We start from the raw sequence: 14,568 nt of genomic DNA on the forward strand, positions 1-14,568 counted from the left end.
CCGGCTATCCGGCTCACGATCCCGCCTCCCCGGCCCCGCCGGGGCCGTCGTCGTCCGGGCCACCGCCCGGGGTGGGCAGCACATGGAGGACGACCTGGACGCGTTCCGCCCCCGCCGGGGCCGCGTCCGGGGCCGCGTTCAGGTCGTGCCGGCGGTACCGGCCCACCACCTCGTAGAGCTCCCGCTGCATCCGCTCCGCTTCCCCGGGGGTGAGTCGGAGCAGGGCGTCGCTGAAGCTCACGACGGGCTGCCAGGCCGCGGGCAGCGTCTCCAGCGCGTTGAGCGCCTGCTGCGCGGCGAGCGCGTGCGCGGCGACCACCGAGCGCAGGTAGCCGAGGGCCGCCTCCGGTTCCTTCTCCAGCAGCTCCAGGCCGCGGAACGAGGTGGACTCGTGCGCCGAACGCCACCAGCGCTCGCGGGCGTTGCCGCGCTCGGCGTCCTCCTCGACGAAGCCGGCGGCGGCCAGCCGGCGCAGGTGGTAGCTGGTCGCGCCGGAGGTCAGCTCCAGGCGCTCCGCCAACCGGGTGGCGGTGGCCGGGCCGTGCACGCGGAGCAGGCCGAGCAGCCGCACCCGCACCGGGTGGGCCAGCGCGCGCAGGCCGCGGGCGTCCAACTCGACGCGGGACGGCGGCCGGCCGCGCTGGTCGTCGAGCGCGGCCCGGTCGGCATCCGGCGTGGTCAGGGGCGGGTTGGGCGAGGTCCCGGCCGGCTCGGGGGTCGGGTCGGCTGCGGAGGGGTCCGTTGGCATGGACCCACCCTAGAACCGCCAACAGTTGTTTGCAAACACTTGTTGGCGAATCTCTGACCAGCTCGTTTTACCTTTCCAGGGCCGCGCTTTGCCAGGAATTTTCTTGACTTGGGAAACAGCCTGGTTTCCTCTGGACGTTATGCTCAAGCCGAACCCCCGCCTGAGGAGGGCGCATTCATGGTGACGCGGCGCACGCCACTGCCGGGCGTCGGCACCCAGTACGACCTCGCCACCCGGGACGGCCGGCACATCTCGGTGGTGGCCCACGAGGACGGACGGCGCTTCCTCGCCTTCTACTCCCCGGACGACCCGGACGCCTGTCAGGGCACGGTGCCGCTGGAAGCGCAGGAGGCGGCCCGGCTGGCGTCGATCATCGCGCCGGACCGCGCGGACCACGCGCTGCCCGGCGGTGAGCTGGGCGTCGACCTGGTCACCGAGCGGATCCCGATCGGCCCCGACTCCCCCTACCGGGGGCGCCCGTTGGGTGACACCCGGGCCCGCACCCGGACCGGGGCCTCGATCGTCGCGGTGCTGCGCAGGACCAGCACCCACCCCTCCCCGAGCCCCGACTACCGCCTGGAGGCGGGGGACACGCTGCTGGTCGTCGGCACCCGCGAGGGTGTGGACGACCTCTCCGACATCATCGCCGGCGCGTAACCGCGGTCCTCGCGACCGCCCCCGTGCCGGCCCCCGGCGCCACGCGCGCCCCCCGCGCGGGCGACCGTGCGCCGGGCCGGAACCACCCCCCGACGACACATTGCGGCGCCCAGCGCGGCAGGGCGAACTGAAAGGTGCGGTGACTCTTGCACGACACCACAACCATGCTCATCGAACTGGGGGCGGTCGTCCTGGGCCTCGGCCTGGTGGGACGACTAGCCGGCCGGCTCGGTCTCTCTCCCATCCCGCTCTACCTGCTGGCCGGTCTCGCCTTCGGGCACGGCGGGCTGTTGCCGTTGGACACCACCGAGAACTTCATCGAGGTGGGCGCCGAGATCGGCGTCATCCTGCTGTTGCTGATGCTGGGCCTGGAGTACACGGCACCGGAGCTGGTGGACAGCCTCAAGACGCAGTACCCGTCGGGCATCGTCGACCTGCTGCTGAACGCGACCCCGGGCGCGCTGGCCGGCTTTCTGCTGGGCTGGGGCCCGGTGGGGGCGTTGGCGCTGGCCGGCGTCACCTACATCTCCTCGTCCGGGGTGATCGCCAAGGTCCTCACCGACCTCAACCGGCTGGGCAACCGCGAGACACCGGTCATCCTGGGCATCCTGGTGATCGAGGACCTGACCATGGCGGTCTACCTGCCGGTGCTCTCCACGGTGTTGGCGGGCGTCGGCCTGGCCAGCGGCAGCGTGACGCTGGCCATCGCGCTGGGCACGGCGAGCATCGCGCTCTTCGTGGCGCTGCGCCACGGCCGGTGGATCAGCAAGGCGGTCTCCTCGGACAACGCCGAGATGCTGCTGCTGGTGGTGCTCGGCCTGACGCTGCTGGTGGCCGGGATCGCGCAGCGGCTCCAGGTGTCGGCGGCGGTCGGCGCGTTCCTGGTGGGCATCGCGCTCTCCGGCGAGGTGGCGCACACCACCCGCCGGCTGTTCATGCCGCTGCGTGACCTGTTCGCGGCGGTCTTCTTCGTGTTCTTCGGCCTCTCGACCACGCCGAGCGACATACCGCCGGTGCTGATGCCGGCGCTGGTGCTCGCCGTCGTCACCGCGGGCACCAAGATCGCGACGGGCTGGTACGCGGCCCGCCGTGCGGGCATCGGCCCGCGCGGCAGGCTGCGGGCCGGCGGCGCGCTGGTGGCACGCGGCGAGTTCTCCATCGTGATCGCCGGGTTGGCCGCGGCGACCGAGCCCAGAATCGCGCCGGTGGCCACCGCGTACGTGCTGATCCTGGTGATCATCGGCCCGCTGGCCGCCCGGTGGACCGAGCCGGTGGCACGGCAGCTGATGGAACGGCGGGCCGCCAAGCAGGCGGAGGCGGCGGCCGTGCTGACCGACGTCCGGCCGGCCACCGAGGCCGGTTCCTGACCGAGCGCCGCCCCCGGCCGCCGGCTCCCCGCGGAGCTGGCGCCGGGGGCGGCGGCGTTGCCGGGACGCTGACCGGGCCGGCGGTGCCGGCCGCCGGAGGCGCTGACCGGGGCCGGCCTCGGGCACCAGCGCGGATGAGGCATCATTCGGACTCATGGGAATCGTCGCCGGCCTCGACAGCTCGTCCGCCTACACCCGCATCGTCGTCTGTGACACGGAGACCGGGGAGGTCCTGCGTCAGGGCCACGCCGAGCATCCGGCCGGCGAGGCCGCGCCGCAGTCCTGGCTGCTGTCGCTCGGTGAGGCGGCCGGCGGCGGCATGCTGGAGGACGTCTCGGCGATCGGGGTGGCCGCCCAGCCGCACAGCGTGGTGCCGCTGGACGCCGACGGCCAGCCGGTGCGGCCGGCGCTGGCCGGCACCGACAACCGCGCGCGGGCCGCGGCGTTCGGCCTGGTCGACGCGCTCGGCGGCCCGGACGCCTGGGCCGAGGCGGTCGGCTCGGTGCCCCAGCCCACCCAGCCGGTGGCCCAACTGCGCTGGCTGGCCAACGAGGAGCCGGACGCCGCCCGGCGCACCACCACCGTGCTCCAGCCGCAGGACTGGCTGGTCTGGCAGCTGCTGGGCCGGCCCAGCCGCTGGACCACCGACCGGGGCGGCGCCTCGGGCACCGGCTACTGGTCGGCGGTCTCCGGCAGTTGGCGGCACGAGCTGGCCGAGCTGGCCATCGGCCACCCGGTCAGCCTGCCCGAGCTGCTGGGCCCGGCCGAGGCGGCGGGGCGCACCCCCGAGGGGCTGCTGATCTCCGCCGGCACCGGCGAGACCATGGCCGCCGCGCTGGGCCTGGGCATGGGGCAAGGCGACGCGGTCGTCTCGCTGGGCGCCTCGGGCTCGGTGTGCGCGGTGCACCACGAGGCGCTCACCGACCCCACCGGCACCATCACCAGCTACGCCGACGCCACCGGCCACCACCTGCCGGTGGTGCGCACCCTGAACGCCACCCGGGTGCTGCGCGGCACCGCCGAGCTGCTCGGCCGGGACCTGCCGGAGCTGTCCGAGCTGGCGCTCACCTCGACGCCCGGCGCGCACGGCATGGTGCTGCTGCCCTACCTGGCCGGCGAGCGCACCCCGAACCTGCCGCACACCGCCGGCACGCTCTCCGGGCTGCGCCGGGAGAGCATGAAGCCGGAGCACCTGGCGCGGGCCGCGTTCGAGGGGATGCTCTGTGGACTGGCGGACGCCGCCGAGGTGTTGCGCCGCCGGGGGGTGACCATCGACCGGGTCTTCCTGCTGGGGCAGACCGCGACGCTGCCGGCCGTGAAGACGCTGGCCGCGGCGCTGCTGGGGGCGCGGGTCGTGGTCCCCGAGCCGGCGGACTACACGGCGATCGGCGCCGCCCGGCAGGCGGCCTGGGCGCAGGGGGTGGCCGAGGGGCGGCTCACCGCCGAGGAGCCGCCGCCCTGGCCGGCGGCGAAGGGCGAGTACTTCACCGCGGACGAGGAGGAGTCGGCCGTCGGCTCGGCGGTCCGCCAGCAGTTCACGGCGGTCCGGGACGAACTCCACCCGGGCGCGATGGACGGCTGACGGCCGACACCGTCCGCCACGGGAAACTTCCGGTCCCCGGGCGTCCTGGATCGACGCCTCCCCCACCGTCTCCTCCGGTGGCGGCCCGGCGGGTGACCGCCCACGCGGCGGACGGCGAGGTGCCGAACCAGCTGGTCGAGCCGTTCGCCGACCACCCCCGCCTCGACTCGCCGCCGGCCACGGACCGGGCCCGGGCCGGGAGTTGGGCGACTTCCGGTGGCCGGCCGGGCGGCGGCCGGTGGCTGGCTGTCCCGCCGGGCCGCCCGGCGGAAGAATGGACCGGACCGCGCTGGACGGGGTTCCACGCGGCTCCGGGAGAACCACACGCCGACCGGCGTGGGCGCCCGGCGGGTCGCTGACCAACGCCCGCCGGCTGATCGTCCCGGATACCCCGTGACCGACGAGCGACCGCTCCGGATGGTGCCGCGACCGCCCGGGCGAGGGGGAGTTGAGATTGTCATGGCCGCACCACCCAACCGCCCACCCGTCACCGCCGGCACCGTCTTCGCCGCCCTGCTGATCGCCGCCCTGGTCGTCTGGGCGGTCCTGGCCTATCAGTGGGTCGAGTACGGCTGCGAGCCGGGCGACGCGCTGGTGCTGGTCATCCGGCACGGCACGCCGCACCCGCTGGAGGGCTGGGTGCTCTGCGCCAGCTGACCCGCCGGCCGACGAGGGGGCGGCCGGCGGGGCAGCCCGTGTCCCGGGCGGTTTCGTCCGGGACACGGGCTCTTGGCCCTGTCGTTTGGATCTTCGCGGGGCCGCGCTGCCGGCGATGGGGGCCCCTCCCAGGCCCCCGAGGGGGCTTGGGGGAACCTCGCCGCGTTGTCGCATCGCGCGAGTACGACCAAGTACGAGCTGCGATCCTCCGCCTTGCGACGCACCGCAGCCGACAACGCGGCCGTATCCACGAAGATCCAAACGACAGGACCTAGTCCAGGTAGCCGCGCAGCTGCTCCGCGTAGGTGTGGTCGCGGAGCTTGCCGAGGGTCTTGTGCTCGATCTGCCGGATGCGTTCCCTGGTGACGCCGAACAGGCCGCCGATCTCCTCCAGGGTGCGCGGCCGGCCGTCGAGCAGGCCGTAGCGCAGCTCCACCACCCGGCGTTCCCGGTCGCCCAGGGTGGAGAGCACCGCCTCCAACTGCTCGCGCAGCAGCAGGAAGGCGGCCGACTCGGCGGGGGACGGGATGTCGACGTCCTCGATCAGGTCACCGAGCGCCACGTCGTCCTCGTCGCCGATGGGGGTCTGGAGCGAGACCGGGTCCTGGGCCAGCCGCAGGATCTCGCTCACCCGGGCCGCGGTGAGGCCCAGCAGGGTGGCGACCTCCTCCGGCCGGGGCTCGTAGCCGCGCTCCTGGAGGACCCGGCGCCGCACCCGCACCACCCGGTTGATCTGCTCGACCACGTGTACCGGGACCCGGATGGTGCGGGCCTGGTCGGCGATGGCGCGGGACATGGCCTGCCGGATCCACCAGGTCGCGTAGGTGGAGAACTTGAAGCCCCTGGTGTAGTCGAACTTCTCGACGGCCCTGATCAGCCCGAGGTTGCCCTCCTGCACCAGGTCCAGCATGGTCAGGCCGCGGCCCACGTAGCGCTTGGCGACGGAGACCACCAGCCGCAGGTTGGCCTCGATCAGCCGGCGTTTGGCCATCCGGCCGCGGACCACCAGCTGGTCCAGGTCCAGGGCCAGTCGCTCGCCTAACTGGCCGCCCTCGACGAGCCGTTCCTCGGCGAACAGGCCGGCCTCCACCCGCTTGGCCAGTTCGACCTCGTCGGCGGCGGTCAGCAGCGGTATCCGGCCGATCTCCCGGAGGTACTGGCGGAACAGGTCGCTGCCGGTGCCGCCCTGGCTGTCGGCTCTGGGGACGCTGGGAACCGGCCGCTCCTCCGGCTCTTCCGGACCGGGGGCGGCGGCTGCCGCGCGCTTGAGAGTCGGGGTCTGCACGTGGACGACCTCCAGGAGGGTCGCGGCGGGAGCGGAGCGGCACCGCCCCCAGTGTGGGGTACACAGGACGCCGGCCACGAGATGCGTGCGGGCACTATTTTCCCGGGCCCGGGAAGTGCCGCGCCAAACCCCCGAAGCGGCGCCGGGACGCGGATCGGCGGCGGGACGGGGCGGGCGAGGGCGGGGACCGGGCGGAGACCGCCGGGCCGGCCGGTCAGCCGTAGAGCGCGGCGACCCCGCGCTCGCGCAGCGCCGTGGCGTACTGCTGGAGCGTCCACAGCTCGTGGCGGCTGTCGGCCGCCGTGGTGTTGCCCGACTGGGCCTCGGCGCGGCGGGCGTCCGACTCCAGCTGGCGCATCCGGCGCTGGACGGCGGCCAGCCGCACCTCGACCAGCCGGGAGCCGGCGTAGCCGGTCAGGTCGCCCTGCCGGCGGCGGGGCAGCTGGAGCGGCTCCACCACCAGCTCGTTGAGCAGCACCCGCACCGCGTCGTCCGGGGCGGCCTCGCGGACCCGGTCGAGGTAGCCGTCGTCGGCCGTGGCCACGCCGCCGGCCTCCAGGATGAGCCGCCGGACCATCGCGTAGGGCGGGGCGGTGAACTCGTCCTCGCCGTAGGCGTCGAAGGCGGGGGCGACCGACTCGGGGAACTGGAGGGCGAGCTTGAGCAGCTCGCGCTCCCCCAGGTGCGCCGGGTTGCGCAGGTTGAGCGCGGGGCCGCCGGGCGCCGGGGCCAGCGGCGCGGGCGCGGCGGCGGCCGGCGGCGCGGCGGCCGGGCCGCCGCGCGACTGCTGCTGCCGCTGCCGGCTCCACTGCGCCAGCTGGCCGACCCGGCGGACCACGAACTGCTGGTCGGGGATGCCGACCAGGCCGGCGAGCCGGACCGCGTACTCGTGCTGGATGGCCGCGTCCTTGATCTGGGCGACGATGGGCGCCGCGTGCTCCAGGGCGGCGGAGCGGCCCTCCGCGGTGTCCAGGTCGTGCCGGTCGACGACGGAGCGGAGGGCGAACTCGAAGAGCGGGCTGCGCGAGTCCACCAGCTCCTTGACCGCTCCGTCGCCCTGGGCGATCCGCAGCTCGCACGGGTCCATGCCGCCGGGCGAGACGGCGATGAAGGTGTGCGCGGCGAACTTCTGGTCGTCCTCGAAGGCGCGCAGCGCGGCCTTCTGCCCGGCGGCGTCCCCGTCGAAGGTGAAGACGACCTCGCCGGCGCGGTGCGAGGCGGAGCTGTCCATCAGCAGCCGGCGGAGGATCTTGACGTGCTCGCCGCCGAAGGCGGTGCCGCAGGTGGCGATGGCCGTGGTGACCCCGGCGAGGTGGCAGGCCATCACGTCGGTGTAGCCCTCGACGACGACCGCGCGGTTGCTGTTGGCGATGTCCTTCTTGGCCAGGTCGATGCCGTAGAGCACCTGGGACTTGCGGTAGATCGGGGTCTCTGGGGTGTTGAGGTACTTGGGGCCGTTGTCGTCCTCGCGCAGCCGGCGGGCGCCGAAGCCGACGACCTCGCCCGTGATGTCCCTGATCGGCCACATCAGCCGGCCGCGGAAGCGGTCGATCGGGCCGCGCCGGCCGTCCTGGGCGAGGCCGGCGAGCAGCAGCTCCTTGTCGGTGAAGCCGGCGCCACGCAGGTACCGGGTCAGGTGGTCCCAGCCGGCCGGCGCGTAGCCGACGCCGAAGTGCTCGGCGGCGGCCGGCTCGAAGCCGCGCTCGGCGAGGAAGACCCGGCCGATCTCGGCCTCCGGGGAGGCGAGCCGCTCGGCGTAGAAGCGGGCGGCGGCGCGGTGCGCCTCCAGCAGCCTGGTCCGCTCGCCGGCCTGCCGGCCCGGGCTGTAGCCGCCCTGCTCGTAGCGGAGGGTGATGCCGGCCTGGGCGGCGAGCCGCTCGACCGCCTCGGAGAAGGAGAGGTGCTCCATCTTCCGCACGAAGTCGAGGGTGTCCCCGCCCTCCTGGCAGCCGAAGCAGTGGTAGAGGCCCTTGCTCGGGCTGACGTGGAACGAGGGGGACTTCTCGTCGTGGAAGGGGCAGAGGCCCTTGAGGTTCCCCCCGCCGCCGGGGCGCAGCTGGAGGTACTCCGAGACCACGGCGTCGATCGGGACCGCGTCCCTGACCGCCTTCACGTCCTCGTCGTTGATCCTGCCCGCCACGACCGCAGTCTACGGCGGCCCACCGACAGCGCGGGCGGCACCCGGGCGCGGAGTACGTTGACCGGTATGACGATCAGGACCGCGGTGGTGGACGCCGCCGAGATCATCCCGCTGCGCTGGGCGGTGCTGCGCCCCGGACTGCCCAGGGAGAGTGCCGAGTTCGTGGAGGACCGCCGCCGGGAGACGGTGCACCTGGCGGCCTACGAGGGGGCCGGGGAGCGGGTGCTGGCCTGCGTGACGCTGTTCCCCGACCCGCTGCCCGGGCAGCCGGCGCCGGCCTGGCGGTTCCGGGGGATGGCGAGCGATCCGGCGGTGCGCGGGCGCGGCTTCGGGGTGGCGGTGCTGGCGGCGGCGAGCGAGACGGCCGGCGCGCGCGGCGCCCGGCTGCTGTGGTGCAACGGGCGCACCGGGGCGCGGGGCTTCTACGAGCGGCAGGGATTCGCGGTCGCGGGCGAGGAGTTCGTGATCGAGGGGGTGGGGCCACACCTGGTCTTCACCCGAAAAATCGTGCATTCGGGATAAATTGCCCCCTTGTCGGCAGGGAACGTCCGAGAGGTGGGTCGCAGGCCATGGCCAAACAGACGGTGGCGGAGCAGCTGGTGGAGACACTGGTGCGGTCCGGGGTGAAACGGCTGTACGGGGTGGTCGGGGACAGCCTCAACCCGGTCGTGGACGCGGTCCGCCGCACCCGGGGCATCGACTGGATCCAGGTCCGGCACGAGGAGACCGCCGCCTTCGCGGCCGGCGCCGAGGCCCAGCTCACCGGCGTGCTGGCGGCCTGCGCCGGCTCCTGTGGCCCGGGCAACCTGCACCTGATCAACGGCCTCTACGACGCGCACCGTTCGATGGCGCCGGTGCTGGCGCTGGCCTCGCACATCCCCAGCGCCGAGATCGGCACCAGCTACTTCCAGGAGACCCACCCCGAGCGGCTCTTCGTGGAGTGCAGCCACTACTGCGAGCTGATCTCGCACCGCGCGCAGATGCCCCGGGTGCTCCAGACCGCGATCCAGCACGCCATCGGCCGGGGCGGGGTCAGCGTCGTGGCGCTGCCCGGGGACATCGCCGCCCAGCAGGTACCCGAGCGGGCCGAGGAGCACGCCCTGGTCACCGCCCGACCCACCGTCCGCCCCTCGGACGAGCAGCTCGACCGGCTCGTCGAGCTGGTCGACGAGGCCAAGCGGGTCACCCTGTTCTGCGGCCACGGGGTGGCCGGGGCGCACCGGGAGGTGATGGAGTTCGCCGAACGCGTCAAGGCGCCGGTCGGGCACGCGCTGCGCGGCAAGGAGTTCATCCAGTACGACAACCCGTTCGACGTGGGCATGAGCGGCCTGCTCGGCTACGGCGCGGCCTACGAGGCCACCCACGAGTGCGACCTGCTGATCCTGCTGGGCACCGACTTCCCGTACAACGCCTTCCTCCCGGACGACGTGCGGATCGCGCAGGTCGACGTCCGCCCCGAGCACCTGGGCCGGCGCTCCAAGCTGGACCTGGGCGTCTGGGGCGACGTCCGGGAGACGCTGCGCTGCCTCACCCCGCGGGTCAAGGAGAAGACCAGCCGCCGCTTCCTGGACCGGATGCTGAAGAAGCACGTGGAGGCGCTGGAGGGGGTGGTGCACGCCTACACCCGCAAGGTGGAGCGGCACACCCCGATCCACCCCGAGTACGTGGCCTCGGTGCTGGACGCGGAGGCCGCCGACGACGCGGTGTTCACCGTGGACACCGGGATGTGCAACGTCTGGGCCGCCCGCTACCTGACGCCCAACGGCCGGCGCCGGGTGATCGGCTCCTTCCGGCACGGCTCGATGGCCAACGCCCTGCCGCAGGCGATCGGCGCCCAGTTCCTGGACCGGGGGCGGCAGGTGGTCTCGCTCTCCGGCGACGGCGGCTTCACCATGCTGCTGGGCGACTTCCTCACCCTGGTCCAGTACGACCTGCCGGTGAAGGTGGTGCTCTTCAACAACTCCTCCCTCGGCATGGTCGAGCTGGAGATGATGGTCAGCGGGCTGCCGGCGTTCGGCACCGGCTACCGGAACCCGGACTTCGCGGCGCTGGCCGAGGCGGTCGGGGTGCGGGCCACCCGGGTGGAGAAGCCCAAGGAGCTGCGGAAGGCGCTGCGCGACGCGTTCCGGCACCAGGGCCCGGCGCTGGTCGACGTGGTCACCGACCCGAACGCGCTGTCCATCCCGCCGAAGATCAAGGCCGAGATGGTCACCGGCTTCGCGCTCTCCGCCGGGCGGATGGTGCTGTCCGGCGGCGTCGGCCGGATGGCGCAGCTGGCCCGTTCCAACCTGCGCAACGTGCCCAGGCCCTGAGAGCCGGTCCGGCGCCGGCGGCGGTCAGCGCAGGTCGAGCACCTGGTGGGTGGGCAGCCGTGGGGTGGCCGGGGCCGGCGCGCCGTAGCCGAGCCGCAGCACGGCGTGCACCTGGCCGGCCGGCACCAGCGGGTCCCGCGCCGTCCAGCCCAGCGCGCTCCAGGCCAGCGACTCGGAGCTGACGGAGGCCGACAGCCGGTGCGCCGTCGCCACCAGCAGCACCCGTTCCAGCGCCTGCCCGGCGCGCACCCAGTCGGCCGGCCGGTCCTCCGCCGTGCTCAGCAGCGCCAGCTGCGGCGGCGGGCCCTCGGCGCCGGCCGGCTCCCGCCCGGTCGGCGCCCGCCGGCCGGCGAAGTCCCGCACCGGGGCCGGCTGGTGGGCCTGGTCGCCGGTCGGGGTGTCCGGGTCGGGCAGCTCGGTCCAGCCGGCCAGCTCGGTCAGCCGCCCCGGGTCGGCGTAGTCCCGGCCCTCCGCGTCCCCGGCCAGTTCGAGCACCGCGGTGGCGTGCCAGGGCGAGGCGAACAGCAGCTGCCCGCCCTCCCGTTCGGCCGCCGCCCGCAGCTCGGCCCGGACCGGGTCGGGGACCCGTTCGGCCGAGTAGGGCTGGCGGCTGGTGTGCCGGCGCCGGATCTCGCCGGCCAGTCCGGACAGCGCCGCCAGCTCGGCCGCCCGCGCCGCGTCCGGCTCGGCCGGCGGGTCGGGCTCGGCCGGCGGCCGGCCCAGCCGCACCGTGGCCAGCAGCCGCGGGTCGTACGGGTCGGGCAGCACCTGGCACGCCGGCCACCAGCCGGCCTCGGCGGCGGCGGCCCGCAGGTTGAACAGCGCGGCGCCGCAGCCCATGTGCAGCGCCCGCCCGTGCGGGTCGGAGTGCGGCAGGCACCGGTCCATCGCGGCCCGCAGCTCCAGCAGCCCGCGGTCGGCCAGCCAGCGGAACCGCCAGGGCTGCGCGTTGTGCAGCGAGGGGGCCGCGGTGGCGGCCTCCACCAGCCGGGACACGGCGCCCGGCGAGGGGCTCTCGGTGGACACCACACCTCCCGCGCGGGCGCCGCTGGCTCTCCGTCACGCCCTTTCTATCCCGCTCCGCCCGATCCCGCCTCCCCGGCGGCCTCCCCGCTCGGCTCGTCGGGCAGCAGCGCGGTCAGCGGGACGGCCGGGTCGGCCAGCGCCGCCGGGTCGACCCGCCGCCCGGAGCGGATCAGCCGCTGCACCGCGTCGGTGACGTCCCAGACGTTCATGTTCAGGCCGGCCAGCACCCGCCCGCCGCGCAGCCAGAACGCCACGAAGGTCCGCTTCGCCACGTCCCCGCGCCACACCACCCGGTCGTAGTCGCCGGCCGGCGCCCAGCCCGAGTACTCCAGGCCCATGTCGTACTGGTCGGAGAAGAAGTACGGCACCCGGTCGAAGACCACCTCCTGGCCGAGCATCGCCCGGGCCGCCGCCGGGCCGGCGTGCAGCGCGTTCGCCCAGTGCTCCACCCGGCGCCGGTCCCCGCCGTGCCCCAGCTCCTGCGCCGCCACGTCGCCGGCCGCGAAGATCCGCGGGTCGCTGGTGCGCAGCGCGGCGTCCACCGCGATCCCGCCGACGCCCTCGTCGGCCAGCGCCAGGCCGGCCGAGGCGGCCAGCGAGGTGCGCGGCCTGGCGCCGATCGCGGCCAGCACGGCGCGCGCCGGCAGCCGCTCCCCGGACGTGGTGCGCACCCCGGCGACGATCCCGTCCCGGCCCTCGATCGAGGCCAGCCGCTCGCCGAACCTGAACCGCACCCCGTGCTCGGTGTGCAGCCCGGCCAGCACCTCGCCCAGCTCCGGGCCGAGCACCCGGTGCAGCGGCCCGGGCGCCGGCTCGACCACCACCACCGGCACGCCCAACTCGCTGGCCGCCGCCGCCACTTCCAGCCCGACCCAGCCGGCACCCGCGATCACCAGCGGGTCCTCGTCCCGGCCCGGGCCGGTGAGCACCCCCCGCAGGTGGTCGGCGTGCGCCAGCCGCCGCAGGTGGTGCACCCCGGCCAGCTCGGTCCCCGGAATGCCCAGCCGGAGCGGCTCGGCGCCGGTGGTCAGCAGCAGCGCGTCGTAGGGCAGCCGGGTGCCGTCACCCAGCCTGACCTCCCGCCGCTCCCGGTCGATCGCCACCGCCGGCTGCCCCAGGTGCAGCTCCACCCGGTGCGCCGCGTACCAGCCGGCCGGGTGCACGAAGACACTGTCCCGCTCGGCCCGGCCGGCGAGGTAGGCCTTCGACAACGGGGGCCGCTCGTAGGGCTGTTCGTGCTCGTCGCCAATCAGTATGACCCGCCCGCCGAACCCCTCGGCGCGCAGCGTCTCGGCCGCCTTCGCGCCCGCGAGCCCACCACCGATGATGACGAACGTCTGTGTCCCGTCCACGCACTGCCTCCCTGACCGGCCCGGTGTCGACCACCACCCCCAAGGAGCCTGCCCCACCCGGCGCGGCACCGGAAGAGGGCGGTCAACCGCGCCGGGCCGCGTCAGGGGCCGGTCAGCCGCCCGTCAACAGGCGGTGGCGGGCCCGCGCCGCCGCGTCGGTCAGCGCCGCTATCTGGTCGACCAGCACGCGTCGCCCGGCCCGGTCGTCCGGCGCCGCGGTGAACAGCGCCCGGTACTGGGGGTCCAGACCGACCGGCGCGCGCCGGGCCAGTGCTTCACTCAACTCCTCAAGCAGCGCACGCTGTTCGCCGCGCGCCCGGGAGTGCTCCGGGCGCTGCATCACGTGCACGTCGGCCACCGCCTTGAGCACCGCGCACTCCAGCCGGACGCCGCGCGGCACCACCAGGTCGGCCGCGTAGCGGCGCAGCGGCCCCGGCCCGAACCGGTCCCGGGTGGCGTGCTCGGCGGCCAGACAGAACCGGCCGATCAGCTGGCTGGTGGCGTCCTTCAACCGGGCCTGAGCCAGCGCGCCCCCGTCGTAGCCGTGCGGCCACCACTCCTGGCCGAGCAGCCGGTCCAGCGCCTCGGCCAGCTCGGCCTCGGCCGTGCCGGGCGGAGCGTAGCGGCGGGCCGCCACCGCGAGCACCGCCGACCGCTCGGGGGCGGCCAGCAGCGCCGCCGGGTCCAGATGGCCCGCGTGCAGCCCGTCCTCCACGTCGTGCACCGAGTAGGCCACGTCGTCCGACCAGTCCATCACCTGCGCCTCGAAGCACCGCCGGCCGGCCGGCGCGCCCTCCCGCAGCCAGTCGAAGACCGGCAGGTCGTCGTCGTAGACGCCGTACTTCGGCGAGTCCGGCTCGGCCGGGTGCAGGCCGCGCGGCCACGGGTACTTGGTCGCCGCGTCCAGGGTGGCCCGGGTCAGGTTCAGCCCGAACGAGCGCGGCGGGGCGCCGTCCTCGGCGGCCACCAGCCGCTTCGGCTCCAGCCGGGTCAGCAGTCGCAGCGACTGGGCGTTGCCCTCGAAGCCGCCGCAGTCGGCGGCCACCCGGTTGAGCACCCGCTCCCCGTTGTGGCCGAACGGCGGGTGCCCCAGGTCGTGCGCCAGGCAGGCGGCCTCCACCACGTCCGGGTCGCAGCCGAAGGCCGTGCCCAGGTCGCGGCCGATCTGGGCGCACTCCAGGGAGTGGGTCAGCCGGGTGCGGGGCGCCGCGTCCCAGTCCTGCCGGGTGGCGGCCTCGTCCAACGTCACGACCTGGGTCTTGCCGGCGAGGCGGCGCAGCGCGGCGGAGTGCTGCACGCGGGCCCGGTCCCGCTGGAAGGCGGTGCGGCCGGGCCGCTTGTCCGGCTCCTCGTCGAACCGCTCCGCCGCGTGCGGGTCATCACCGCCGATACCGTTCATACCCCCGACCGTAACCCCGGCCGGCCGGCCGGGCGCCGTCCGG

At 75.0% G+C, this 14,568-nt stretch carries 12 protein-coding genes; 6 read left to right on the forward strand and 6 right to left on the reverse strand.

The features are described from left to right. Positions 1-13: 13 nt before the first annotated feature. Complete coding sequence (locus tag RM844_RS11230; RefSeq protein ID WP_311666900.1) at positions 14-748, reverse strand: ArsR/SmtB family transcription factor; 735 nt, start codon at positions 746-748, stop codon at positions 14-16. 177 nt (positions 749-925) lie between these two features. Here RM844_RS11230 and RM844_RS11235 point away from each other — a divergent pair, with 177 nt between their 5' ends. From RM844_RS11235 to RM844_RS11250, 4 genes are all read left to right on the forward strand, one after another. Beyond that, positions 926-1,405, forward strand: a complete 480-nt coding sequence (locus RM844_RS11235) for a cation:proton antiporter regulatory subunit (protein WP_311666901.1) — start codon at positions 926-928, stop codon at positions 1,403-1,405. Between the two features lie 146 nt (positions 1,406-1,551). Next, on the forward strand, positions 1,552-2,772 hold the full coding sequence (locus RM844_RS11240; RefSeq protein ID WP_311666902.1) for a cation:proton antiporter: 1,221 nt from the start codon (positions 1,552-1,554) through the stop codon (positions 2,770-2,772). Positions 2,773-2,926: 154 nt separating this feature from the next. Beyond that, positions 2,927-4,354: an FGGY family carbohydrate kinase gene (locus RM844_RS11245; protein ID WP_311666903.1), complete on the forward strand. Its 1,428-nt coding sequence runs from the start codon at positions 2,927-2,929 to the stop codon at positions 4,352-4,354. A gap of 459 nt (positions 4,355-4,813) precedes the next feature. Then, positions 4,814-5,011: a hypothetical protein gene (locus tag RM844_RS11250; protein ID WP_311666904.1), complete on the forward strand. Its 198-nt coding sequence runs from the start codon at positions 4,814-4,816 to the stop codon at positions 5,009-5,011. A 271-nt stretch (positions 5,012-5,282) separates the two neighbouring features. On the opposite strand, the gene RM844_RS11255 is transcribed toward RM844_RS11250, so the two are convergent. Both RM844_RS11255 and dnaG read right to left on the reverse strand, forming a co-directional pair. Next, positions 5,283-6,374 (reverse strand): RNA polymerase sigma factor, encoded by a 1,092-nt coding sequence (locus tag RM844_RS11255; RefSeq protein ID WP_311666905.1) that lies wholly within the window; start codon positions 6,372-6,374, stop codon positions 5,283-5,285. A gap of 136 nt (positions 6,375-6,510) precedes the next feature. After that, complete coding sequence (gene dnaG / locus RM844_RS11260) at positions 6,511-8,436, reverse strand: DNA primase (RefSeq protein WP_311666906.1); 1,926 nt, start codon at positions 8,434-8,436, stop codon at positions 6,511-6,513. A gap of 66 nt (positions 8,437-8,502) precedes the next feature. On the opposite strand from dnaG, the gene RM844_RS11265 reads away from it, so the two are divergent. Beyond that, positions 8,503-8,958 (forward strand): GNAT family N-acetyltransferase, encoded by a 456-nt coding sequence (locus RM844_RS11265; RefSeq protein ID WP_311666907.1) that lies wholly within the window; start codon positions 8,503-8,505, stop codon positions 8,956-8,958. A gap of 47 nt (positions 8,959-9,005) precedes the next feature. Next, a complete protein-coding gene (locus RM844_RS11270; RefSeq protein ID WP_311666909.1) occupies positions 9,006-10,748 on the forward strand; it encodes a pyruvate dehydrogenase in 1,743 nt (580 codons plus the stop codon). A gap of 24 nt (positions 10,749-10,772) precedes the next feature. On the opposite strand, the gene RM844_RS11275 is transcribed toward RM844_RS11270, so the two are convergent. The 3 genes from RM844_RS11275 to RM844_RS11285 all read right to left on the reverse strand — a co-directional run bounded on the left by RM844_RS11275 (position 10,773) and on the right by RM844_RS11285 (position 14,525). Beyond that, positions 10,773-11,774, reverse strand: a complete 1,002-nt coding sequence (locus RM844_RS11275; RefSeq protein WP_311666910.1) for an Acg family FMN-binding oxidoreductase — start codon at positions 11,772-11,774, stop codon at positions 10,773-10,775. Positions 11,775-11,818: 44 nt separating this feature from the next. Next, positions 11,819-13,126 (reverse strand): NAD(P)/FAD-dependent oxidoreductase, encoded by a 1,308-nt coding sequence (locus RM844_RS11280; RefSeq protein ID WP_311666911.1) that lies wholly within the window; start codon positions 13,124-13,126, stop codon positions 11,819-11,821. Positions 13,127-13,238: 112 nt separating this feature from the next. Then, complete coding sequence (locus tag RM844_RS11285) at positions 13,239-14,525, reverse strand: deoxyguanosinetriphosphate triphosphohydrolase (RefSeq protein WP_311666912.1); 1,287 nt, start codon at positions 14,523-14,525, stop codon at positions 13,239-13,241. Positions 14,526-14,568: the final 43 nt, after the last annotated feature.

The sequence above is a fragment of the Streptomyces chisholmiae genome (assembly GCF_031845445.1).
Taxonomy (GTDB): Bacteria; Actinomycetota; Actinomycetes; order Streptomycetales; family Streptomycetaceae; genus Streptomyces; species Streptomyces chisholmiae.

Excerpts from the sequence above, each read along its gene's own strand:
- RM844_RS11230 (WP_311666900.1), bottom strand. The coding sequence starts at position 748 with ATGCCAACGGACCCCTCCGCAGCCGACCCGACCCCCGAGCCGGCCGGG.
- RM844_RS11235 (WP_311666901.1), top strand. The coding sequence starts at position 926 with ATGGTGACGCGGCGCACGCCACTGCCGGGCGTCGGCACCCAGTACGAC.
- RM844_RS11245 (WP_311666903.1), top strand. The coding sequence starts at position 2,927 with ATGGGAATCGTCGCCGGCCTCGACAGCTCGTCCGCCTACACCCGCATC.
- RM844_RS11250 (WP_311666904.1), top strand. The coding sequence starts at position 4,814 with ATGGCCGCACCACCCAACCGCCCACCCGTCACCGCCGGCACCGTCTTC.
- RM844_RS11265 (WP_311666907.1), top strand. The coding sequence starts at position 8,503 with ATGACGATCAGGACCGCGGTGGTGGACGCCGCCGAGATCATCCCGCTG.
- RM844_RS11270 (WP_311666909.1), top strand. The coding sequence starts at position 9,006 with ATGGCCAAACAGACGGTGGCGGAGCAGCTGGTGGAGACACTGGTGCGG.
- RM844_RS11285 (WP_311666912.1), bottom strand. The coding sequence starts at position 14,525 with ATGAACGGTATCGGCGGTGATGACCCGCACGCGGCGGAGCGGTTCGAC.